Source organism: Ferruginibacter sp., assembly GCF_028288465.1.
Lineage (GTDB): Bacteria > Bacteroidota > Bacteroidia > Chitinophagales > Chitinophagaceae > Ferruginibacter.
Window position 1 is genome coordinate 169,644 of sequence record NZ_JAQBNR010000053.1, and the last position, 24,754, is coordinate 194,397.

General features: G+C 41.8%; 13 protein-coding genes. 2 read left to right on the forward strand and 11 right to left on the reverse strand.

The window, feature by feature from the left end:
* Window positions 1–244: 244 nt before the first annotated feature.
* On the reverse strand, window positions 245–1,672 hold the full coding sequence (locus tag JWR61_RS20945) for an APC family permease (protein WP_301929658.1): 1,428 nt from the start codon (window positions 1,670–1,672) through the stop codon (window positions 245–247).
* A gap of 141 nt (window positions 1,673–1,813) precedes the next feature.
* Here JWR61_RS20945 and JWR61_RS20950 point away from each other — a divergent pair, with 141 nt between their 5' ends.
* Window positions 1,814–2,692, forward strand: coding sequence for an AraC family transcriptional regulator (locus JWR61_RS20950; protein WP_301929659.1), 879 nt, complete (start codon window positions 1,814–1,816; stop codon window positions 2,690–2,692).
* A 118-nt stretch (window positions 2,693–2,810) separates the two neighbouring features.
* On the opposite strand, the gene JWR61_RS20955 is transcribed toward JWR61_RS20950, so the two are convergent.
* Together JWR61_RS20955 and JWR61_RS20960 are read right to left on the reverse strand one after the other, a co-directional pair.
* Window positions 2,811–4,181 (reverse strand): SusD/RagB family nutrient-binding outer membrane lipoprotein, encoded by a 1,371-nt coding sequence (locus JWR61_RS20955; protein ID WP_301929660.1) that lies wholly within the window; start codon window positions 4,179–4,181, stop codon window positions 2,811–2,813.
* Between the two features lie 31 nt (window positions 4,182–4,212).
* Window positions 4,213–7,230, reverse strand: coding sequence for a SusC/RagA family TonB-linked outer membrane protein (locus JWR61_RS20960; RefSeq protein ID WP_301929661.1), 3,018 nt, complete (start codon window positions 7,228–7,230; stop codon window positions 4,213–4,215).
* Between the two features lie 342 nt (window positions 7,231–7,572).
* Between JWR61_RS20960 and JWR61_RS20965 the strand changes: the two genes are divergently transcribed.
* Window positions 7,573–8,970: an aminopeptidase P family protein gene (locus JWR61_RS20965; protein ID WP_301929662.1), complete on the forward strand. Its 1,398-nt coding sequence runs from the start codon at window positions 7,573–7,575 to the stop codon at window positions 8,968–8,970.
* Between the two features lie 3 nt (window positions 8,971–8,973).
* Here the strand turns inward: JWR61_RS20965 and JWR61_RS20970 are convergent, their stop codons facing one another.
* The 8 genes from JWR61_RS20970 to JWR61_RS21005 all read right to left on the reverse strand — a co-directional run bounded on the left by JWR61_RS20970 (window position 8,974) and on the right by JWR61_RS21005 (window position 24,708).
* Window positions 8,974–11,529 (reverse strand): alpha-L-arabinofuranosidase C-terminal domain-containing protein, encoded by a 2,556-nt coding sequence (locus tag JWR61_RS20970; protein ID WP_301929663.1) that lies wholly within the window; start codon window positions 11,527–11,529, stop codon window positions 8,974–8,976.
* Between the two features lie 155 nt (window positions 11,530–11,684).
* Window positions 11,685–14,063, reverse strand: a complete 2,379-nt coding sequence (locus JWR61_RS20975) for a glycoside hydrolase family 127 protein (protein WP_301929664.1) — start codon at window positions 14,061–14,063, stop codon at window positions 11,685–11,687.
* A 15-nt stretch (window positions 14,064–14,078) separates the two neighbouring features.
* Window positions 14,079–16,460, reverse strand: coding sequence for a glycoside hydrolase family 127 protein (locus JWR61_RS20980; protein WP_301929665.1), 2,382 nt, complete (start codon window positions 16,458–16,460; stop codon window positions 14,079–14,081).
* Between the two features lie 120 nt (window positions 16,461–16,580).
* A complete protein-coding gene (locus tag JWR61_RS20985; protein ID WP_301929666.1) occupies window positions 16,581–18,908 on the reverse strand; it encodes a S9 family peptidase in 2,328 nt (775 codons plus the stop codon).
* A 599-nt stretch (window positions 18,909–19,507) separates the two neighbouring features.
* Window positions 19,508–21,223 (reverse strand): DUF885 family protein, encoded by a 1,716-nt coding sequence (locus JWR61_RS20990; protein WP_301929667.1) that lies wholly within the window; start codon window positions 21,221–21,223, stop codon window positions 19,508–19,510.
* Window positions 21,224–21,257: 34 nt separating this feature from the next.
* Window positions 21,258–22,502: an FAD-binding oxidoreductase gene (locus JWR61_RS20995; protein WP_301929668.1), complete on the reverse strand. Its 1,245-nt coding sequence runs from the start codon at window positions 22,500–22,502 to the stop codon at window positions 21,258–21,260.
* A gap of 28 nt (window positions 22,503–22,530) precedes the next feature.
* The gene (locus tag JWR61_RS21000; protein WP_301929669.1) at window positions 22,531–23,535 is read right to left on the reverse strand and encodes a 4-hydroxyproline epimerase; all 1,005 of its coding nucleotides are present in this window, start codon (window positions 23,533–23,535) and stop codon (window positions 22,531–22,533) included.
* A 264-nt stretch (window positions 23,536–23,799) separates the two neighbouring features.
* Window positions 23,800–24,708: a dihydrodipicolinate synthase family protein gene (locus tag JWR61_RS21005; protein ID WP_301929670.1), complete on the reverse strand. Its 909-nt coding sequence runs from the start codon at window positions 24,706–24,708 to the stop codon at window positions 23,800–23,802.
* Between the last annotated feature and the right edge of the window lie 46 nt (window positions 24,709–24,754).

A 24,754-nucleotide genomic window follows, 5' to 3' on the forward strand; every position in this document is an offset into this window, starting at 1 on the left:
AGAGTTTTAAGGTAGAACAATATTTTTCCAAATCAAATCTTTTGACAGATAAAATTTGTTAACAAATTGTTGCCAGGCGAAGGTGCTGAAGTAAGTGAGGCCGTTTAAACCTGCTTGTAAAATAACACATAAGAAAGAAAAACCGGCAATAAGCCGGCTTTAATAATTATTGTACAATTTTTTAATAGCGTGAAAATGCAAATGATGAAAAACGGATACTATTTCGGGGTGATGGGATGCCAGATTAGTCTTCAACATTATTCTCTGATACACTACTTTTCTTTGTTGCAACCGCCAGGTAATACACGGGTATGCCAAGTAATGTGATCAAAAAGCCAGGCCAGGTAAATTTTGGTTTAAACACCACCAGCAGCAAACAAAAGGTGATGCCCATAATGATGTAAACGATGGGCAATAACGGGTAACCAAATGCTTTATATGGTCGCTCCCTATTGGGTTGTTTTTTTCTTAAAATAAATATACCGCCGATGGTGAGCATATAAAAACAAACCACCACAAAAGATATCATATCCAGTAGATCGCCGTACTTGCCGCTCAGGCTCCAGGCGGAGGCAAAGATGCACTGTAACCACAATGCATAACCGGGCACGGCAAATTTATTAAGCGTGCCGGCTCCTTTAAAAAACAACCCATCCTTTGCCATTGTATAATACACTCTTGCTCCAGCCAGTATCAATCCGTTGTTACAGCCAAATGTGGAGACCATAATCAGTAAGGCAATCATAATAGTGCCGGAAGTGCCAAATATCATTTCTGATGCAGCCACTCCTACCCTGTCTTTTGGAGCTGCCGCAATTTGCTGCAATGGCAGCACGGCGGTATACACCAGGTTGGTACTTACATAAATCAGCGTTACAATCAATGTTCCTAAAAAAAGGCTAAGGCCAATATTGCGTTGCGGATTTTTTACTTCACCGGCAATGAATGTAATATTGTTCCAGGAATCGCTGCTAAAAACAGAGCCTACCATGGCAGAGGCCACTGCACCGGCGCCAATTATCCAGGTGTATTCTTTTACCGATCCATCAACCGCCAAACCGTGCAGGTGCCACGCATTTTGCCAGTTGCCATGCCATACAACGCTGTTGGCTGCCTTTAACCCAAATACAATCAGGCAGAACAAACTGATCAATTTAGCCAATGTAAATGTGGTTTGAATGACTTTGCCATTTTTTACTCCCCTGGAGTTGATGAAGGTTAATAAAACAATCACAAAAATAGATAGCAGTTGTGCCGGAGAAATGGTGATAAAACCAAGATTGACTGCCACTGCATCTTCACTAAATACCGGGAATATATAAGCGCTGAATTTGGCGAATGCCACGCCTACCGCAGCAATGGTAGCCGTTTGAATAACGGAAAAAAAACTCCAGCCATATAAAAATCCGATGAGTGGATTGTAGGCTTCTTTTAAATAAACATATTGTCCCCCTGCTTTTGGAAACATGGCACTCAACTCTGCGTAACTTAAGGCGGCAATCAACGTCATAAAACCGGTTATAATCCATACCAGCATCAGCCAGCCTGCGCTGCCGGTATTTCGGGTAATATCTGCACTAACAATAAATATTCCGGAACCAATCATACTACCGGCTACTACCATCGTTGCATCAAGCAATCCCAGCGTGGGTTTAAAAGAAGTTGTACTCATAAATTAAATTGTAGTCGCAGGAAAATCTCCCGGTACATTCAAAACTATTTGTTTTATTAACAAGTACTATACTTTTCTTGTCTTTTAATTTACCAATTTTAACCCTTTTAAATGCAGGTAAAAAAATAACGTAATATTGTTATGATGAAAGTTGTGCAGTTTACCATACCGGTTGAAATTGATAATTCTATCCACTTGCAGGAAGACAAGTTGCCGCATTTTTATGAACACCTGCACCGGCATACCGAAACCCAAATTACCTGGGTAATCAGCGGGGAGGGTACGTTGATTGCGGGCAATACGATGCAACGGTTTCAATCAGGAGATCTTTTTGTTATTGGCGCCAACCAGCCACATTTATTTAAAAGTGATCCTTCTTATTTTGATGATGCCAACCGTAAAAGCATTCACTCGCTGAATATATTTTTTAACCCCACCGGCTTTATCGCTCAATTGCTTGCTTTTCCGGAAATGCGTGGTATAAAAAAATTTGTAACCGCCAGTAGTTTTGGTATGCAGGCATCTGAAAAAGATGCGGCTAAATTATCGGAACATTTTTTAAAAATCAGAAACAGTACTGCAGGATTTCGCCTGGCCTATTTTATTGAATTGCTGCAGGTGATGGCCAATTTAAAAAAATGGAAATACCTCTCTACAGAATCTTTTGAATTTACAATTACAGACTCTGAAGGGTTGCGTATGAATGATATTTACAGGTACACCATGGAGCATTTTACAGAAAACATTACGCTGGATCAAATTGCAGCCGTTGTATATCTAACGCCTCAATCTTTTTGTCGTTATTTTAAAAAACACACTTCCAAAACCTACATCATTTTTTTAAATGAGGTTCGCATAAATGAAGCCTGCAAAAAAATGATGGAGATGGATTTCGACAGTATCTCTACCATTGCTTACCAATCAGGTTTCAACAACGTGGTTACTTTTAACCGGGTATTTAAAAGTATTACGGGCAAGGCGCCAAGAGAGTACATCAAAGAATATCATAAAAAGGAATAGCGGGCGTTACACCAGCAAATAAGTACGTTTAATAGTGATTTGTATGATGCAGTACAATAAAAAGAGCCCCAAAACAGGGGCTCTTGCTACTAAAACTACTACAGAAAAAAAACATTTTTTACGGATTCCACCAAAGCCTGTCTGTAACCTTTGCCGCCTGCTGTGGCTGGGAATTACTAAGCCGCTCGCTTTCAGGATAAAGCAACCTTCTTGGTATGTCAGACAATGCTCCATTAACCTTGGTGATGGCTGGGTAACCAGTTCTTCTCCAGTCTGTAAAATTTTCAATGTTTAAAAAGTTGGCAATGCTCTTTTCTTCCATGATGCGCTGGATAGCATTATCCGTAGTGAGGCTTCTTGAATTAATATAGTTGGTTACTTCTGCTGCAGTAACGTCAAATCCAAGTTTTAAAAAATGAGATTGTATTCCCTGGATGTAGATGGGCGCTGCCGCAGCAGCTCCTGATTTTATAAATGTAGCTTCAGCCTTTAAAAACAATGCTTCGCTGTAGGTAACAATATAATTTGCAGCACCGGTTCCGGCAACCCAGGCTGTGGGATAAGAATAATCGTCAAGGCTGCCGACAGGATCTCCAACAGTGCGTCCATTGTACAGGCCGGTACCATCAGCTTTTTTTACCAGTTTAGGCAACCGGGGATCGTTGGTTGCTACAAGTTTATTTACAAAGGTAGAACTGAGTACTGCTGTTGAAATGGGATCAAAAGACTGGCCCCAGGTGTTAATACCTTCGTACTGAAACTTAAGGTCATCGTCATTTGATTGCATTGCATTGTTTAAAGCCTGCAATGCCTTATCTGCCTGTGCTGCGGCTGTATTTCCGGGTGCATTGGTAAGGTGCATATAATAGCGTGCCTGCAAGGTATAAGCAAGCTTCTTCCACTTATCCATATCACCGGCATAAAAATAATCGTCACCGCCGGGTACTATTGCGCTGCCTTTTTCAATATCAGAAATACCTTTGGCCAGTAAATCCTGTACTGCCGTATAAATAGTTTCCTGTTTATCGTATACCGGCGTAAAGTTTTTGTTTCCCTGGAATGCCTGGCTGTAAGGAATATCTCCCCAAAGATCGGTAGCTGTACCCAAAACATACGCAGACAAAATTTTTGCAATGGCGGCATAGTTACTCTTACCACTGGCCTCAGCTTTGTCATTCAAAATCCTGAGGTTGTTAAGCCCGGCTACATAAAATGCAGTCCAGTCTCCATCGAAATAATTATTAAACAATTGGTAGCTCCAGTTACCAGGGTTTTCCTGGTTAGGGGCAATTGTTTGTACAAAATATTGAATGTTGATGGCGGCATTGCCTGCAAAAATATTATCAGAAATATTTGCTTCTACCGGTGCCAGTATCAATGCTTCCTGCACATCTACCGGGTTATTGGGATCCTTGTTTACATCAAGGTATTTTTTACATCCACCCAGCAATGCGGTTGAAAGTATGAGTATAATAAATGATCGTTTCATCTTAATAATTTTTAGCTGTTGGTTAGAATGATTAAAAGCCGAGCTTAAGTGCAAAGTTTACAGAGCGGGATGTTGGCGACGAAAATGCATATACACCCACATCACCATTACCAGTACCCCAGGAACTAACTTCCGGATCAGCACCTGTAAAATGCGGACTGTAAATCCATAAATTACGGCCGGTAACAGACAATGAAAGTGTCTTAATAATGGTTCTTTTCAACAAAGCAGGATCCAGCCGGTAAGTAAGGCTTACCGTTCTCAGTTTGATGTAGGAGCCATCCTGGATAAATGCTTCGTAAAGCTGGTTATTCCTGTAAAAATCCTGTGCCTTTATAACAATGGTATTGGCTTTACCATCAACAGCGCTTACTGCATCAAGCACAAAGTCCTTGCGGTTTTCTGTGGCTTTTGCCGTACCGTAAAAAGTGCCGTAAGAATCTACCCCATTCCATACATCACCACCTTTTTTAACATCAAAAAATACATCAAGACTAAATTGTTTATAACGGAAACTGTTACTCATACCACCAAGCCAATCAGGATTTGCATTGCCTACAATTCCCTGCCCATCGGCAAACGGATGCCCATCTGCGTCTACCAGCATTTTTCCGCTTGCATTTCTTGCGTATTTATCGCCATAGAAAATATTGTATGGCTCGCCCACTATCAATCTACCCAACTGGTTAAGGCCCGGGTATAATTGCAGTACTTTATTGCGAATGGTTGAAAAGTTAACTGTCATATCCCAGTTAAAATTGTTGGTTTTTACCGGAGAAACATTTAGTAAAACTTCCACGCCTTTATTTTCGATGCTGGCACTGTTAACTGTTGTACCGGTATAGCCTGTAGCAGCGGAAATTGCTACTCCCGGAATAATTCCGTTGGTGGATTTTCTATAAAAATAGGAAGCTTCAAGGCCAATGCGGTTATTTAAAAATTTAGTTTCCACTCCTACTTCGTATTCATTCAGTCTTTCATTTTTTAAAGTAGAATTACCTAAAGTAGGGCTCAACAAAAAGCCCGGCTGACCCTGGAATGGAAAATTACCCGAAGCCCTTGACGCAAGAATATAAGGAGTTCCTAATTGATAAGCTCCTACGCCATCATTACCTACGGTGGCATAAGAAAACCGCAGTTTACCAAAGTTCATAAAACTATTGCCTGACTTTGGAAACAACTCTGAAAATATAAAGCTAAGTGCTGCAGAGCCATAAGGATAAAACTGCTTATCTTTTGCCAGCACAGAACTGCCATCATACCGGCCGGTTAATGACAAAGCCAGCAGTTTATTATATTCAATATTTGCCTGTGTATAAAACCCAAGCTTTCTTTGCTCGTAATATAGCTCACTGCCCTTAATATCCTTGGCAGAAGATACGTTATAGAAATCTGCGATGGTTAATTTGGTGCCGGATACGGTAACATACTGGCTGTAATTAGAATAAACATTGTTGCCCACCAGTAGGTTTACATCAAACTTATTGAAAGCCTTGTGTGCATTAATGATCAGGTCGTTATTGAACTGCCTGAAGTTGGTATTGGCATTTCTTACAGAACCTGATGCATTGGGATCTTCTGAATCTGCAGGACCAAGAGCCGGACTTGGCGCATTGTAATAATTATTTTGTTCTGTATAAATATCTGCGCCCAATCTTTCTGTAACTGTCAGCCAACTTAACGGAGTATAATTAAATGTAAGTACGGGGATGAACCTGTTTACAGTGGCATTATTCTTCATATTGTCAATCGTCCATAACGGTGGATTCCTGGAGAACCTGTATAACCTTTGTGAGCCATCGGCATTAAGTACAGGATAAGGGTTCCAGGATATTGGCTGCCCCATCAACACAAAGAGAGGACCGTTAACCCAGCCTTCCGGAAGTCTTGTCTGGTTAGAATTGGTGTACCCCAACTGGAAGGTGCTGCTAAGATTTTTATAAATTTTTGTATTGTATTTTGCAAAAAGTGAATTGCGTTTATAATTATTAACAGGAACAACCCCTTGCTGATCAAAGTAAGAATACGAAAGAAAATAGCTGGAGGCTATTCCACCCCCGCTTATACTTACAGAATTATTGGAAGTAATTCCTTTTCTAAGAAATGATTTCCATGGATCGTACTTTGGCGCAGCCGATCCATTTATTTTAAGGGTATCCATCAATGGCCCCCATGATGCACTCGTCTTTTGGTCTTCCCCATTGGAAAAGACACCGTTGATTCCCTGCCCGTATTTGGTTTGTCTTTCAGGCAATAAAGCTTTTTCAAAAGAAAGTTCAGATGAAATATTGATTGCAGGCTTCTTATCTATCCCGCCACTTTTTGTAGTGATCATTACTACTCCTTTTGCACCTGAAGAACCATACAATGCAGTAGCAGCAGCACCTTTCAGCACCGTAATGTTTTCGATGCTGGCAGGATCAATGTCCGAAACCCTGTTGGTACCAGCACCTGCTGCGCCGCCGGTGGCTGTTTCATCATTGTTGATGGGCACACCATCTATTACAAACAACGCCTGGTTATCGCCGGTGGCAGATGTTGCACCTCTGATGACTATGCGTGAAGATGCACCGGCTGTTCCGGCAGAGCTGGTGATCTGAACACCTGAAACTTTACCGGCCATGGCATTAACAAGGTTAGGCTCTTTTGAATTGGTAAGTACGTCACCTTTTAATTCCTGCGTGCTGTAAGTAAGGTTTCTCTTATCCCGCTTTACACCGAGTGCAGTAACTACCACTTCGTTTAACCCAACCGTGTTTTGTTTCAATATAATATTTACTTCGCTTTTTCCGGCTGTAGAAAACTCCGCCGGCTCATAGCCAACTGCAGATACCAGTAGTACACCACTGCTGTTAATTGCAATTTCAAAACGTCCTTCTTTATCTGTGGACGCAAAGTGTTTGGTCTTTTTTTCCTGGATGGTGGCACCGGGCAGGCCCCTGCCTGATGAGTCAGTTAGTTTACCGGTTACAGTTTTATTTTGTGCTTTTGCCAATTGACAAATAAGTACAAAAAAAACCAAACCAATTAGTTTTGAAGATTTTCTCATAACAATTTAATTAGTGTGATAAAATAATTGGGTACTTAATAATTGTTATTTATACAATTATTAATTTAACATGAAGTTATTTTATCCTTTTTAGCACTGCTATCCTTGGATTACCCGGTTATTTACAAATATTACCTGTTATTTATTGTCCCTTTCCGCAAGACTATTTACGGGCACAAACGCTCATCCGGGTTGTTTTGTACGGTAATAACATTGCCTGGTTATTATGAAAAATTATCCAACCGGTTTCAACTGGTTTATCAATTGTAACTTTGCGATTCAAAAAATTTAGCAGTAAACAAATAGTCTGTTACAATACTTTCAACCTTTAATACATCAACCATGTTTAGCAAAGAAATTTACATCAACCGGCGCAATCAATTAAAAAGCCTTGTTGGCAGCGGCATTATTTTATTGATTGGAAATGAGCAAAGCAGTATGTCGTTTAAAGACAACTGGTATCCGTTCAGGCAGGATAGTTCTTTTCTTTATTTTACCGGCCTGGATACACCGGCACTTGCGGCAATTATTGACGTTGATAATAATACCGAAATAATTTTTGGAGAAGAATCGGGTGTGGATGATATTATCTGGAACGGTCATACACCATCATTGAAAGAGATGGCTGAACGTTCAGGATGTAGCACTACTAAGCCTTTTAACGAATTAAAATCTTTTATCAAAAATGCTGCGGATCGCCATCAGTCCATTCATTATTTGCCTCCTTACCGGCCGGAACAGGCATTGCTGTTAAGTCATTTATTATCTACCCCGTTAACTGGTGTTGATGCAGGTGTATCAACCATTTTAATACAAGCGATTGTTTCACTTCGCTCCATAAAAGGTAAAGAAGAAGTGGAAGAAATAAAAAAAGCGGTCGCTATTTCCGAAGCCCTTCATCTTACCGGCATGCGTGAAAGCCGTGCCGGTTTAACGGAAGCACATGTGGCGGGACTGGTGCAGTCTGTAGCAATCAGTGGTGGCGGCAATCTTTCTTTCCCAACCATATTAACCACGCATGGCGAAATATTACACAACCATTATGGCAACCATATTTTACCACCAGGCAAAATGGTTTTACTGGATGCCGGTGCGGAAACGGCCATGCATTATGCCGGTGATCTAACCCGTACATTTCCTGTTGATGCTGCTTTTACCTCTTTACAAAAAGATGTGTACAATATTGTATTGAATGCATTACAAACCGCCGCAGCTGCTGTACAACCAGGCAAATTATTTAAAGACATTCACCTGCTTGCGGCGACAAAACTAACCGAAGGATTAACGGCCCTGGGCCTGATGAAAGGTGATGCAAAAGAAGCGGTTGCAGCCGGTGCGCATACATTATTTTTTCAATGCGGACTTGGCCATATGATGGGACTGGATGTACACGACATGGAAAACCTGGGCGAACAATATGTTGGTTACACACCGGAAATGAAAAAGAGTACTGAGTTTGGTTTAAAGAGTTTGCGGTTGGCTAAAGCGCTGGAAGCGGGCTACGTGGTAACAGTTGAACCTGGCTTGTATTTTATTCCGGAACTGATGGATATTTGGGCTGCAGAAAAAAAACTGAGCCAGTTTATTAACTACGATCAATTACCGGCTTTCAGAGATTTTGGTGGCATTCGCATTGAAGACGATTACCTGGTAACACCAACCGGCAGCGAGTTACTAAGCACATCTTTACCGAGAACAGTACCTGAAATTGAAGCCATCCGGCAGAAGGCATTGGCTTAGTATTTATTTTGTATGCAGCCTCAGTACGTTGATGGAATAAGGCTTAAAACTGATTTCAAAAAAAGATGTTATACCACCAACCGTTTGTGTTTGTGGAATGTACTTTGTTGGTTCGGCAAAAGAATTTTCAGCTTCCGGTGAATCCGCCCGCAATGAAATAAGTTCTCCTATAGATTGTAAAGCGGTAACACCGGTTAATGAAATGCTGGTTTGGTACGGATTGGCTGACGCATTCACCGCTTTGATTATGATATCACCGGTGATACTGTCTTTGCCTGCAATACTAAAAAATTGTTGTGGTTCTTTATATGTCATTAATAATTCGCCATCGAGATAACAATCAACCTTGTCCATACCTACCTCAATGGTAACATCATACCAACGGCCGCTTTCAATTGGCTTATCCAATCGCTTTGATTCTGAAATAGCAGCGACATCAAAAGAGTTGGTAACACTTTCAAAAACTGCATGGCTGTTTAGCCAGCTGCCAATATGCGCACGCAATTGTGTACTGTCATTTTTTACTGCAAAGGGAATGATGAATGCATTGTAGCCAGATTTTTTCCTGGCTTTTAATTTCAAGGTATACGTATCAAATGTTTTGTCTTTTAACCAGGCCAACCGTTGCTCTCCTTCTACTGTTTGAGCCAGGGCACTGTCCTGTATTCTCCAGTTGCCACGAACCAGTTTCCATTCGTCGGGCTTGTTTACAAAATCACTTTTGTAAACAACCTTGCCTCCCTGTATCACTTCAATGTCTTTGTAATCAGATTGTGTATCCCAGGTAGCCAAACCAATACTTCCTGTAAACAAAGGCGTTTTAGTTTTTTGTTCCGGTATCAATGTTTGCGTATTTATATTTTGGGTTGGCTTGTTTTCGTTGAATATTTTGATAGCGTAATAAGAGATGCGGGCAAAGCTGCCGGCAGCGTCAAAATTGATTAAGTTAACCGGCCAGTCGATATCATTTACATTTACCAGCAAGGGTGCATAACTGCTCATTTTTACCAGGTCGCCGTTTTTTTCCATGCTCATGATGTACACGGCATCGCTTAAGGCAGCATTCATATTGCCGGCTCCTACTCCACTGTTTGTAGCATATTCGCCCACATACATATCCCAATCGCCCCGTTTATATTTATCAAAATGATTGTAGTTGCGCATGGCCCAGCCCGCCGGTTTGTATGCATGTTCGTCTACTATATCAATACCCTTCATGCTGTCGGTTGTACGCTTATTTACATCACCAATACCCATGCTCGCCATTATTTTTATTTGCGGATACTTTGCTTTAATGGCTTTATAAAAACGGTTGTACCTGGCGGCGTAGCGTGGACCTGATTGCTCGTTGCCCACCTCAATAAATTTTAATGGAAAAGGAGACGGATGCCCGTTGGCTGCTCTTAATTTTCCGTACTTACTGGTAACCGGTCCCACTGCATACTCAATTCCATCAAGTATATCATTTATGATGGAATCTACTTTGTTATCTGGTACAAAACTACCACTCCTGAATTCACAGGATATGCCGATGTTGAAAACATACAATGCCGCTGCATGAATGTCTTCGCAAAACTGCAGGTATTCGTGGTAGCCAAATCCATCTGTACTCCAGTATCCCCAAACACTGTAAGTACCTGGCCGCTTTTCAACAGGCCCAATGCTTTTTTTCCAGTTGGGTGTATTTGCGGTATTAATGCCTTCTACAAAACAACCACCAGGCCAACGTACAAATGCCGGTTTTAAATCTGCAATATATTGGGCAAGATCCAACCGTAAACCATTTGGCCGGTTCATAAATGTTTTTGCAGGAAACAGTGAAACCATATCCAGCCAAACAACACCTGTGCTGCCAAATGTCAGTACAAATTTTGCTTTACTGTTTGATTGCTTTGCCAGCAACTGGCAGGTGTATTTTTTCCAGGATGAACCACTTACAGCAGCAAATGTATATGCAGCAAGTATTACACCGGTTTCTGATTGCAGCGATGCAGTTATGGGGCCTTTGTACTGCTTGTTGGTACGGGCATAAAAACTCAGGTTATAAACAGCTCCTTTAACCGTATTGATACCCCAAAAGCCGTCATTAACTACGTTGTTGTTTGCTGTCGGATCCCATTGATTAATGGTTACCTGCAACGAATTGGGCGTGGCGTTGTTCAAAGGATTTTGCCTGGATAATGCCAACGCCATAGAGCTACCGCCACTTGCCTGCAGACTCCACGCCGGCCATTGACTTTTTAAATTCCATTCCATTTTCCAATCGCTGGCAGCATTATCCGGCATCATAAAATGAGGCGATTTTTTGGGAACAATAAAACCATCCGCAAGCGTGGTGGCCAGGGGTAACCTGCTTTCTTCAAAGCCACGGTTCTGGATGAGTTCGCCATACAAACCTCCTTCGCCACCGTGACTGATTTCTTCAAAAAAAACACCATGCAAATCAGGCGATACGTTGCTTTCTAATTTGGAAGCATCTATGGTAATGGTTGCTTTATTTTGGCTGAATACTGCATGATTACATGCAACTATAACAAGCAGGAAGAAATATTTTTTCATTTGTTTGAATGGACCTGTCAATGGAAATTATTTATAGATGCTTCGATTTAATAAAAGTTTTCTTCTGTGCTTTATTGTACAAGCAGATGCTTCGTCGCCACAGCCAGTCGCACAGTTTCCGCATTACCCGGCTGGCCCGAACGATAATTAAGCTGCTACTCCACTATCCATTCATGTATGCCCGTTGCATTGTCTACCGGTAGCTGCACCTCCAATTTCAACGCAGTGGTTTTTACTGTTTCGAAGGTTACTCTGTTGTATTTCTCTTTTGCAATTTCATAATCACCAATGGCTTTTACAGGAATCCATTCGCCGTCTTTTTTGTAATAGATTTTCCAGGCGGCCGGTATGCGGCAACCTCCCCATGGGCCATCATCATACCAATACACTTTGCTGGATGAAACGGTGTGCTCCGTATCAAAATCATACACTACCCATTCGGTTGAATTTTTCTTTGGCCACCAATGAAAATATGGTACGGTGTTATCTTTTGAATCGGCTGGTTCAAACTGGTCGTTAATTGCTTTTAATGATTTTGATTTTATTGAAGCTGTGACAATGCTTTTGTTGGCGATGGTAGCAGCAGGCTGCGGCCTTGCTGCTATCGCCGTGTAAGGAATCCAAACTTCCATTTCTCCGGAACCACGATTGTCCCATGCATAGTAAGGTATGGCTGTTACTTTTTGTTTGGTAGTTATTAAGTCGGAACTGTTTAACTGGCGTTTGCTTGCTTCCCCATCGGCTGTAATTGTATTGATTCCATTTAATAACTCTTCGTGGTAACTTGCCTGCAGGGGTGCCATTTTATCTACGATTATATTTTGCACCAGGCTGTCTTTATTATCGGGGCCTTCCAGGCAATACACCACGGGGCCATACTGAATTGCAAAACGACCAGCATCAGCTTTCACTTTTTCATTGGCAAATATTTTTTGAGGCTGCATCGGTAAATCGAGCGACACTTTATCGCCTTTTTTCCAGGTACGATAGATGACCGCATATCCCTTTTCAACTTTGTAGCTAAACGGTTTGCCATTGATGAGCATTGAAACCGGTGTTTGAACGTTGCTTGAATTGTATAAATCGCCAGGTACCGGTTGTTGTTGTGCCCAGCCGGGTATACGCACATGCAATGTAAAACTCCCTGCTTTTTCAGGATTTACTGCCAACTCAATTTTACCACTCCATGGATAGTTGGTGATTTGTGCAATGTTTATTTTACCAGATGCTAATTTGATATTACTGCTGTTGCTCATGAAAAGATTTACGTACAAATCGTTGTTGTTTTGCGCATATACATAGCCGGGAACAGAGGGAAGAAAACGGGTCATATTGGAGATACAGCAGGCGCAGGAAAACCAGCTGCTTCTGTCATGCTGACCAACCGACGCCAACGGGTTAGGATAAAAAAAACGGTTGCCACTTAGTGACATACCCGATAGCAAACCATTGTAGAGCGTACGTTCCAGCACATCAATGTATTTGGCATCGCCATGCAGCAGGAACATGCGACTGTTCCAATACACGTTGGCAATGGCCGCACAGGTTTCTGCATACGCACTCATATTGGGCAAATCGTAGGCGTCGCCAAATGCTTCGCCATTTCCGGTAGCACCGATGCCGCCGGTGATGTACAATTTCTTATTTGCCACATCATTCCAAATAGCATCAATGGCTTTTAAATAATTTTTATCGCCGGTCAATGCGGCTATATCTGCCATTCCGCTATACATGTAAGCTGCACGTACGGCATGGCCTACCGCTTCTGTCTGATCAATTACTTTTTTATTGGCCTGGTTATAAGACTCTCCATTGGGGCCACGTACATCCAAAAAGAATTTGGCCAGATCAAGGTATTTTTTATTGCCTGTAATCCGGTACAATTTTGCCAGCCCAATTTCAACAATCTGGTGTCCGGGATATTCTTCTATTTTGCCATAACCAAAAGCCCTGGTCAACAAGTCAGCATTTTTTGTTGCGATGTTCAATAAAGTTTTTTTACCGGTTGCATTGTAATGCGCATAAGCAGCCTCGTATAAATGGCCGGCGTTGTATAACTCATGACTTAGAATTGAATCGTTCTGCCAACGTTTTTCCCCGAGCCATTCATGGAGCACGGCAGGCTTAATGGTTCTGAAAGTATAGAGGTAGCCATCCTTTTCCTGGGCCGCACCAATAATGGCAATCAGCGTATCGAGGTACAAGGACAGTTTTTTATTGGGCGATACCTGCAAGGCATAAGAAGCCCCTTCTATCCATTTGTAAACGTCGGTATCATCAAAAGGAAATTCTGAACATACCTTATTTTCCCTTTTTCCCGCCGCTGCTAAAAAGTTATCAATTCTTCCATGCTCCTTACACATTTTCAAAATGTATGGAATGGTGATGTCTGCATTTACCTGCATCTTAGGTTTCCAGAAATTATCATTCACATTTACATGAGTAAATGGTACCGGCTGTATGGGATAATCTTTTTGCTGTGCATATGCTGACATGTATAACAGCATCGCTGCCATCAACCTTATATGTTTCATGACTGATTGGTATTTTTATTGATTGGAATTGATCAGTTTACTTACATCCCCTTTTACTATTTTAACCCCATACACAGGGCCGGCAGCATTTTGCGCTTTGGGTACAAATTTTATTTTTGCTGTTAATTTATACTTTGTTAAATCAAGCGAAATGGGATAGGCAATTTCATACATTTTACTGCCCTTGTATTTATTCAAATCTTCCGTTGCTATTTTAATATCATTCACATAAATGTCAAATACCCGCCCCCTGTTATCCGTACCCCAGTAATTGCAAACGAGGGTATTGCTGGCCGATGGATCTACTTTCATTGTAAAAGAAAAGTAACCACTATCTTCTGCCATTCTCCATTTGCGGTTGTGTTCATCGCCGGTAATAGTTTTTTCGCCTGTTAGCTCGTGATCTCTCTCCGGCTGCATTTCGCCGATGCGTAAATTATCTACCGTTCTTGCTTCCAGCTCCTGTTGTTGCTGCTTTTTAGCTTCGTATATTTTCTGCTGTACTGCCCATTGCTGTGGCGTAAATACATCCCAATAAACAGTATAATGTTCATCTGCGGTGGTATTAAACGGAATGAGATTTACTTCCTTTGAATTGCCGGTAGCTGCTGTTTTGAAAACAAGTGGCTGATTGCTAACAGGGCTTACCCATTTACCCGGATCGGTTTCACTGGTTACAAAAACCGGTATCTCAGATGGCTCAGGTTCTTTATTACCCAACACGCCTGCCAACAAAACCGGTCCATAAAATACCGCTTTACGGTTAACATTGTCGGGCATTGACTGGGTATAAAAATGCAATGGCGTTATGAACTCAACCTTATCATTATTGCTCCATTTCCTTTTTAGCACGATGTACCCTTCATTATCAACCACTGACCTTTGAGGCTTACCATTGATACTTACAGTAACACCATTTGACCAATATGGCTTGCGGAGGCGGATAGCAAAACTGGTGGGCTGCTTTGCTGAAATAGTAAAAACCGTTTTATCGGTTGAAGGCACACCAGTCTCCTGCCTGATGGAAATATTTTTTTCTTTCCAGTCTAAAACAGATGGAATAAAAAGATTGACGTACAAGCTACCATCTTTGCCACGATAGTAAATATTTTCGCCGTACTTAACATGGTTTTCCATGCCGGTGCCTACGCAACAGGTAAAAGAATTGTATTCATCGCTGTACTCTTTTTTACCGCCCATTCGCAACGATACAAAATAAGTAACCATGCCGGTTGCATGATTTTGTGATGCCAGGATATGGTTGTACAAAGCCTTCTCATAATAATCCATCAATGCCGACGATGGGTTGGTCACAAAAAGTTCACGAGTTAATTTCAACATGTTGTAAGTGTTGCAAGTTTCCGTTGTATTGTCCGTTAGCTTATCGTTTAATTTATCCGGCTCACTTAAATATTCATAATTACTGTTGCCCCCGGTTGCATAGGAATGATGTTTTGTAACCGTTTCCCAAAAGAAATCCGCAATCGACTTGTCTCTTTGATCTCCTGTTAACTGGTACCTTCTTGCACTGCCGATTACTTTGGGTATTTGTGTGTTGGAATGTTTACCCGGCAGCACATCCATGTGTGCAGCCAACGAATCTAAAATTCTTTTATCATAAAAGCGGTAAGATAAATCGAGGTATTTTTTGTTGCCGGTGATGGCGTAGGTATTTACCAATGCATCGTTCATGCCACCATATTCTGTTACCAGCATTTTTTGAAAAAGCGTATCGCTTAAATTAGCGGTGATGTTAGCAGCCCAATCGGCGATGCCTTCGTTTATCTTTAACGCTTTTGCATTATTGGTGTACAGGTAAACATCCAGCAAGCCGCCCATAATTTTATGTACCGTGTACCACGGCGACCAGGCTCCGTTTAAATCAAAACCGCGGGATCGGATATGGCCTTGTGAAACACTAAGCCATAAACTATCTTCATTGGGAATAGCGCCAATATACCCCGTCTTCCTGGCCCGCTGGCATTCATCCAGTTCATCAACAATGTAGTTAATTCTTTTAAGAAATTCCTTATCGCCTGTAGATGCGTAATGCAAAGCGAGTGCAGATAAATAATGTCCCAACGTATGTCCGGCAAGCCCGGACGTTTCCCATCCGCCATATTTTTCGCCCCTGGCTTTTAAACCGGAGTGCACCCTAAAATCTGACAGCAGTCGGTCTGGCTCTATTTTCAACAGGTAATTTACATCTGCCTGCATTGCTGCTGTAAACGGCCCATCCAGTAATTTTACATCACTTACATTAAAAGCATAGGCTTTAATATCCACTACAGGTTTTACTTTCATCTTACTGTCTTTCCATTCAGGTACATAACTTTGGCACAGAGTGGTTATGCAAAAAATCAATAAAGCACAGGCAGTTAAATAAGTTTTTTTCATACAATTTTTATTTACTCATTCAGGTTTTGTTGTCAATACATTTTTACCAATTTCATTTCTATACCAGGTAAGATGCAGCATAATAAACAATGCATTTTTTACGCCACAAATCAATAACATTTAGGGATTGCCGGCATTCAATTCTTCCATATTTCTATCCGGCGGATCAACACCCAATAAATGTTTTACAAAAAAATCACGTTTCTTTTGTCTGCCATAAGGGCCACCATCGCTGTGTCCCATGCCTGGCACCACCAACAGGTCAAAATTCTTCCCGGCTTTTATCAATGCGTTTGCCATGCGATAAGTAGATTCCGGAGGCACATTAGTGTCTGCCTCTCCCACTATCAGCAGCAAAGCGCCCTTTAATTTACCGGCATTGGTCACATTGCTTTGTGCAGCATAATGGGGGCCTACAGGATATCCCATCCATTGTTCGTTCCACCATTGCTTGTCTATGCGGTTATCATGACAGCCTGCTGCCGAAACTGCGGCTTTATAAAATTCAGGATGAAACAGTACTGCGCCTGCAGCATTTTGTCCGCCGGCAGATGTGCCATACAAACCTACTCTTGCAACATCTACATAAGTATATTTTGCAGCCAACCCTTTTATCCATAAAATGCGGTCGGCAAATCCTGCATCGGCAAGATTTTTCCAGCACACGTCGTGAAAAGCTTTGGAGCGATTGGCTGTGCCCATGCCATCACACTGCACAACAATAAAACCAAGTTCGGCCATGCTTTGCATTTCGCTGTAATTCATAAAGCGTTTCGGCACAAATGCATCTTGCGGGCCTGCATAAATATTTTCAATCACCGGGTATTTCAGGGTACTGTCAAAATGGGAAGGACGGCAAACAACGCCCCAGATATCTGTAGCATGGTCTCTGCCTTTGGCAACAAATACTTCCGGCATTTTTAGCCCGAGTTGCTGGTATTTACCAATGTCAGCTTTTTCCAATACGCAAATTAATTTTCCGTCGGCGGTACGGTGTAATTCAGTAACGGCAGGCATATCCGGCCGGGAATAATTATCAATAAAATATTTTCGGTTGGGAGAAAAACTGAGCAAATGACTGGCGTTGGCCAGGGTTAATGACACCAGGTTTTTTCCATCAAAACCTATGCGGTAATAATGAATGTTGTAAGGATCTTCACCTTGGTTTACACCACTTGCCTGGAACCAGATCTCCCGTTTCTTTTCATCTACACTGTCAATATTTCTTACCACCCAGTTGCCGTTGGTGATCCTGTTTTTTACGCCGCCCTTTATCGCATCTACCAAATACAATTGGTTCCAGCCATCTTTTTCGCTGCTCCAGATAATTTCATTGGTGGCAGCGGTGTACCAGGTAAATATCCGGCTTTCATAAATAAATGTATTCGTCTTTTCATCAATAAGATTCCTGGTGTTGCCATTGGCTGCATCCACTTCTATCATTCTAAAACGTTGGTGACCACGGTCTGCTTTTTCCAATACAAAATAGCGGTTATCGCCGGTGCGCCAGTGTATCCATGGATAATCCAAAAAATCATATAATTCCGTATTTACTTTGAGTAATTTTTTATCATCCATATTAATAATGAACATTTCATAACTACTAAAAGCATCACCAGGTTGGGCATAGTCATTGCGTTTTAAAACGCCCCGGGTAAGGGTGTCAATAGAAGACAGAATGTAATAAACGGGTTTTTCTTTTACCGGGTTAATGTGAAACACTACCAGGTGTTTACTATCCGGCGACCATTGTATTTGCCCGTATGGTTTAGCTGTATCTCCGTTCTGCGTAACCTGTTCGGTCTGTCCATCTTTTACCGACTGAATAAACAGGTTGCCATTTTTTTGATATGCAGCCCATTGCTTATCCGGTGAAAGGCTGTCTGACGCCGGCTGCCGCTCCCACCGGCTTTTTATATTGCCTGTTATAAAACCATTGTCTTTTTTTATAGCAACAGAATCTGTCTTGCTGCAGCTATAAGTTTTTAAATTGCACCGGTACCATTTTTTCTGTACCTCTACAGCAACATGTTGATGCAACCCGTCAAACTGCATATTACTTATAGGAAGACTGCCCGCTGTAACCGTCGTATCCAGTACTTTGTTTAGCGCCATGGCCATTTTTGCATGGTCGAATGCGTTTTGCCTGGTGGCAGTTAATGCATTTACGTATAAATATTCCGCACTGTCGCCGGCCAGTAAATTTCTATACCAAAAACCTTTTTCATCTGTCTGCCAGTTTGCATTTACATAAGATTTAAAAACACTTTTCTTCGCCAGTGAATCTAACAGCGCTGCAGCTTTGTAAGCCCTCAATACCTGCTGCCGTGCAGGCTGGTAAGGCTTTACCGGTTGCGCCTGTATTTTTAAAGCAATAGTAAATAGCAAAACATTTACCATACTGGTACCACATAATTTCAAGCTGAATTTTATGGAAGATACTTTCATCAAAATGATCGTTTAATTGCCAATACTAACAATCACTAAAATTAAGTCACCTTCAGGTGCTATTTAAAAATAAACTCTCTTATTATTTACCTATTTTACCCAATTTGTAAGAACATGATTGGGTAAAGATCTTTTCCAAAGACATCCTTTTTAACAAAAAGGTAAAATCTTTAACCGGAGACGAGGTAAATAAAACCATTTCTTACTATGACAAAGGACCAGTATTGGGATTGATGCTGGATTTCAAAATAAGAAATGAAACAAAAAATACACAATCACCCGACGATGTAATGCGATTGTTGTATAAAAAATATTATCAAATAAAAAAACGAGGGTTTACTGAAGCTGGGTTTCAAACGGAATGTGAAAAAGTTGCAGGTACTTCCCTGGCAGAAGTATTTAACTATGCTGCTACCGTAACGCCAATCAACTACCCTGAATATTTTTCGTACGCAGGTTTGGCGTACGCGCCAACAAATATCTGTAACACTGGCAACAAAATTTGAAAATCCTTTTACCATTACACCGTTGCAAAATCAAACCGCTTTACAAAAAGAAATTTATCAAGGCTGGTTAAACAAATAAACGCGGCTTTGAATTTATGGCAACTTATAAAAACGCCAGTTGGTTTTATAGCTTTCCTTCAGCGGTTGGTTGGTTAAAATATTACGGAGCATTTCTACGGGCATTGAATTTTGTTGTAACACAGCATCATGAAATTGTTTAAGGCTCATTTTATTTTCACCGGTCATTTCATTCTTAAGCGCCATAAACTGAAGGCCGCCCATCATGTAACCTACCTGGTATAGCGGGCTATAACCACCAACAAAAGAACGACGTACTTCTCCTTCTGCATTGGCTCTTTCATGCCCTACCCGGTCTACCAAAAAATCAATGCATTGCTGCGGCGACCATTTCCCCATGTGGTAGTTGAGCGAAAAAATAATCCGGGCGCAACGGTGCATGCGCCAGAAGAGCATACCAATGCGGTCTTCAGGCGATTGTGGAAAGCCTTCATTCCACAATTCCATTTCCCAATACAGCGCCCATCCTTCCGTCCAGAAGGGGGTGAAATAATTGCGGTAGGTGTTTACGTGTTCATTCATAAACTGCTGCAGGTAATGCCCGGCAATTAATTCATGGTGTACGGTGGCTCTTGAAAAATGTGGGTTATTGCCGCGCATGCTCATCATCCTGGCATCATATTCCATCGTGTTGGTTGGATAGGAAACGGCAAACTCTTCGCCACCATAAAAAAAGGGATTTACCAGCTGCTGCTGCGGTGTCATCATCGCAATGCGCCAGGTTTCTTCCGCCAGTGGCGGGATGGTGATTAAATCTTTCGCTTTTAGAAAGGCGATGGATTCATCGTACAATTTAACCATTGCCTGCGCCTGCTCACCTGCGGGTACAAAGCTTTGCTTTACTTTTTCCATGGCTGCTTTCCAGCCTGTACCAAAGCCCATTTCAGCAGAAGCCTTCAGCATTTCTTTATCGCACCAGGCAAATTCTTTATTGGCTACCTGTATCAGTTCCTCCGGTGTATAAGGAATCATTTCATAATTTAACTGGCGCACAATTTCATCCCGGCCAATGGGATAGCCAACTATACCACTTGAATCTTTATTGGGTGCATTTTTTTCGGCATTTGTTTTAAAGGCAGCGGCATATACTATCAGCGAACTATCTAATTTTTTATAAGTATCCGGTACCCACCAGCTGAATAACGGATCGTATCCGTTGTAAAACGTAAACACATTTTTGGCGGCAATTTGTAACCCTCTTATGATGATAGCTGCACGGCGGCTATTGCTGACTGTTATATTTTTTTCAGCAGCCAGTTTTGTCTTCAATTGCTGCAATTGTTTATTAATAGCGAAAAAATCAGCGGCTACTTTTTTACCATCTATTGCGCCACCACGGCGGCGTATTTTTTCGAATGCGTAAACAGAATCTGCAAACGGAAACCATTGCTGTACCGCTGCATATTCTGCGGCTTCTTTGTTGGGCTGGAAAACAGTTTCGTCAAGGTCTCTTTTAAATAAAATATAATCTGCTTTACAACCCTGCGGCAATGTGCTAAAAGTTATTTTGTTCAGCTTGCTGATATAATCTTCTGCGAGTTTTTTAAAGCGTTCCCTTTTTTCCGGTGCGCCTTCTACAATATACACCCGGTTTAATGCCGTAACATCTGCATTATAACTTTGCATGATATTGGGCATCTCGTTGCAGGGCACATACGTTGCACTCATTTGTGCATGAAGAGAAAAAGATAACCCGGCAAACACAACAGCAATAAAAATGAATTTGCGCATAAGCGGTAATTAGTATTGTAAATTAATCAAATGACTATGAAAAGCGCTCCGGGTCAAAAGCTTTAATATCCATGGATGTGTGCTGACCATTTACCAATTCTGCGATTAGTTTTCCGCTGGCCGGCCCAAGGCTTAAGCCACTCATGGCATGACCACCGGCGATAAATAAATTGTTTATTTTTTTTGACGACCCAATATAAGGAACCCCATCCGGTGTGCAGGGCCGGAAGCCATACCATACATCTTTTTCCCGGGGCAAATTCAATTGCAGGTTGGAAAAATATTTAGGAATTGAATTCACAATACCTTCTACCCTTTTCATATTCACCCTGCTGTTAACCGGCGCTATTTCCATGGTGCCGCCAAAGCGGATACCGCCATTCATAGGAGTAACAGCTACCCGTGCCTCACAAAAGATGGATGGAATATTGAGTTGCTTCGGTGGGTTGTTTTGCATGAACGAATATCCTTTTCCTGGCATTAGCGGGATGGATAGGCCTACCATTTTTGTGAGCTGCGGTAACCAGGAACCTGCAGCCATCACCACCACATCCGCTTCAAAATCACCGTTTGCAGTAACTACTTTTTTTATAACGTCTCCTTGTCTTATTATTTTTTCAACAACGCTGTTCGTTTGAAATTTTACACCAGCACTTTTTAAATATTCAATCAGTTGCGCAATGAGTTTATTGGGGTACAAATGCGCATCACAACGGTAATGCACTGCTCCCAAAACATCGAGGTCTATTGCCGGTTCCAGGGCTTGCGCCTGTTGTTTACTAAGCGGTTCTACATCCAGGCCGAGTGATTGTGCCCTGTGTGCAAGATGTATTTCTTCTTCTTCAACTTTTGGAGTTTTAAAGTACATCATTATACCTTTCTTTTCCAGGCCAAAATCAAAACCGGGTTTGGCTGCCAATGTTTCATACAACGATTTACTCAGCAGGTTAATGTCACGAAGGGGAACCGCAGATTGTTCTACATTTTTTTCGGTCGCACTTTTTACAAATTTTAAACCCCAGTTAATCAGATCAACATTCAACGAAGGCTTTACATAAAAAGGGCTTCGGCTGTTAAACATCCATTTGATACCTTGTGATATCATTCCCGGCATTGCCAGCGGAACAAAATGGCTCGGCACTATCATGCCCAGATTTCCATAAGAGCAACTGTCTGACAAATCAGTTTTGTCAATGATTGTTACATCCCAACCGCTCTCTTTTAAATAGTATGCTGAACTTAAGCCAACCACTCCTCCACCAATAATAACTGCCTTCATAAGATTATTAAACTTGTTACCAACTGATTTAAATTACCTGGAAACCAAATGCGTAAGGATCATCGGCTTCATCAATACTGATGGTATTGTACCCGAAGATCCTTGCCCAGCCTTCTATACCGGGCTTAATGGCAGGTTGGCCTGCTACCGTTGTTTCTTCTTCAATAGTACCATTAAATTTGGAACCGATGATACTTTCATGAATAAACACATCGCCTTTTTTAAGCTTGCCTTTGGCATACCACTGCGCCATGCGTGCAGAAGTGCCTGTACCACATGGACTGCGGTCAATGGCTTTATCGCCGTAAAAAACTGCATTTCTTGCGGTGGAAGTTTTGTCCAGCACACCGCCTGTCCACAGTATGTGTGAACAGCCATTGATGGTTGGATTTTCGGGATGTACAAACTCATATTTTTCATTGATGCGTTTGCGCAATTCCCTTGCCCATGCAATTAACTGATCAGCGCTGTAATGTTCAATGCCCTTAAAGTTTTTCTGTACATCCACAATGGCGTAAAAATTACCACCATACGAAACATCTATTACAAGCTCGCCCAGGTCCGGGCATTCGGCAGTTAATTCAGCGGCCGCCAGATAGGAAGCCACGTTGGTCAACTTTACCGTTTTTACTTTTTTACCTTCCTGTGTGTAACTGATCAATACTAATCCTGCCGGGGCTTCCATGCGGATGATGCCGGGTATTTTTGGTGTGATCAATCCTTCTTCAATGGCGATGGTGATGGTGCCGATGGTACCATGACCACACATGGGTAAGCAGCCACTGGTTTCAATAAATAACACGGCTACGTCATTGGCCGGGTCGTGTGGCGGATACAAAATACTGCCGCTCATCATGTCGTGGCCACGGGGTTCAAACATCAGGCCCTTGCGTATCCAATCATATTCTTTTAAAAAATGCTGCCGCTTTTCACTCATGTTACTGCCGTGTAAAAACGGGCCGCCACCTGCTACCAGCCTTACCGGGTTGCCGCAGGTATGCGCATCTATACAAAAGAATTTTTTTGAAAGCATGGTTTGTTTACTAATTTTTTAACAATGTTTTTCGGCCAGGGCACATCAAAATCGTGATTCAATTCAACCCACCCGCATTTTTGTTACCGCTTTGCAACAATTATTTTTTGCGAAAAAAAACAGCTGTAACGAAAGACGTACCACAATGTCATCCAGGTACAAGAGGGCGACGCAACGATGTTCCACACAGCTTCTTAGCCCGGACTATGCATTTTATATTAACTTGGTAAAAGGTTTTTAACAGTACCGTATTTACATTTTTTTTTAAAGAACAGGCAATGCTGGTCTTGTAGCGATACCCTTATTAATAATTGCAAGCACGGCTTCCTTTTCCTGCCCTTCCAGCATTAACCTTGGTGCCCTTACATACGGGGTACATAGGCCGGTTTGTGTTGCTGCCAGTTTAATGTATTGTACCAGTTTACTGTGAATATCCAACTCCAGCAGAGGCAAAAACCAGCGGTAAATTTCCAGCGCTTCTTTATAACGGCCCAGCTTCATCAGTTTGTAAACAGCTACTGTTTCTGCAGGAAAAGCATCTACCAATCCGCCGATCCATCCATCTACACCCAGCGCCAGTTCTTCCAATGCCAATGTATCTACACCGCAAAGAATTTTAAACCGGTCGCCAAAATGATTTTTCATCCGGGTTACATTTGAAACATCCCGGGTGGATTCTTTTACCGCCACGATGGTAGGCATTTTTGCCAATTCTTCAAACATGGCCGGTGTTACTTCAATTTTATAATCGTATGGATTATTATAGATCATGATGGTTAAGTCTGTAGTAGCTGCGATGGCCTTAAAGTATTCCACCGTTTCCCGGTCATCTGCTTTGTAGCGCATGGGTGGCAACACCATCAATCCATCAGCTCCGTTGGCAACCGCATCTTTTGCAATTTGGATAGCTGCTTTTGTAGATTGCTCTGCAATATTTACAATTACCGGTGCAGGCCTGTTCATAGCGGTTTTGCAATAGCGTAACAATTCCCACTTTTCTTCGGCAAGCATAGTGCTGGCTTCCCCCAAAGAGCCACCCACCACCAGGCCATCCACGCCGGCATCCAGCTGTGCATTTACATTTATTTTAAACATCTCAAAATCGATGGCATCGTCTTTTGTAAACGGAGTAAGCATTGCGGGGTAAACTCCTTCCCATGCAGGTTGTATCATACAGTTAAATTTTAATTATTACACAAAAGTAAGGGTTGAATAAAAT

Coding starts and splice junctions, on each gene's coding strand:
- JWR61_RS20960 (WP_301929661.1), bottom strand. CDS start 7,230: ATGAGAAAATCTTCAAAACTAATTGGTTTGGTTTTTTTTGTACTTATT.
- JWR61_RS20995 (WP_301929668.1), bottom strand. CDS start 22,502: ATGAAGGCAGTTATTATTGGTGGAGGAGTGGTTGGCTTAAGTTCAGCA.
- JWR61_RS20980 (WP_301929665.1), bottom strand. CDS start 16,460: ATGAAAAAAACTTATTTAACTGCCTGTGCTTTATTGATTTTTTGCATA.
- JWR61_RS21000 (WP_301929669.1), bottom strand. CDS start 23,535: ATGCTTTCAAAAAAATTCTTTTGTATAGATGCGCATACCTGCGGCAAC.
- JWR61_RS20990 (WP_301929667.1), bottom strand. CDS start 21,223: ATGCGCAAATTCATTTTTATTGCTGTTGTGTTTGCCGGGTTATCTTTT.
- JWR61_RS20985 (WP_301929666.1), bottom strand. CDS start 18,908: ATGAAAGTATCTTCCATAAAATTCAGCTTGAAATTATGTGGTACCAGT.
- JWR61_RS20975 (WP_301929664.1), bottom strand. CDS start 14,063: ATGAAACATATAAGGTTGATGGCAGCGATGCTGTTATACATGTCAGCA.
- JWR61_RS21005 (WP_301929670.1), bottom strand. CDS start 24,708: ATGATACAACCTGCATGGGAAGGAGTTTACCCCGCAATGCTTACTCCG.
- JWR61_RS20955 (WP_301929660.1), bottom strand. CDS start 4,181: ATGAAACGATCATTTATTATACTCATACTTTCAACCGCATTGCTGGGT.
- JWR61_RS20965 (WP_301929662.1), top strand. CDS start 7,573: ATGTTTAGCAAAGAAATTTACATCAACCGGCGCAATCAATTAAAAAGC.
- JWR61_RS20970 (WP_301929663.1), bottom strand. CDS start 11,529: ATGAAAAAATATTTCTTCCTGCTTGTTATAGTTGCATGTAATCATGCA.
- JWR61_RS20950 (WP_301929659.1), top strand. CDS start 1,814: ATGATGAAAGTTGTGCAGTTTACCATACCGGTTGAAATTGATAATTCT.
- JWR61_RS20945 (WP_301929658.1), bottom strand. CDS start 1,672: ATGAGTACAACTTCTTTTAAACCCACGCTGGGATTGCTTGATGCAACG.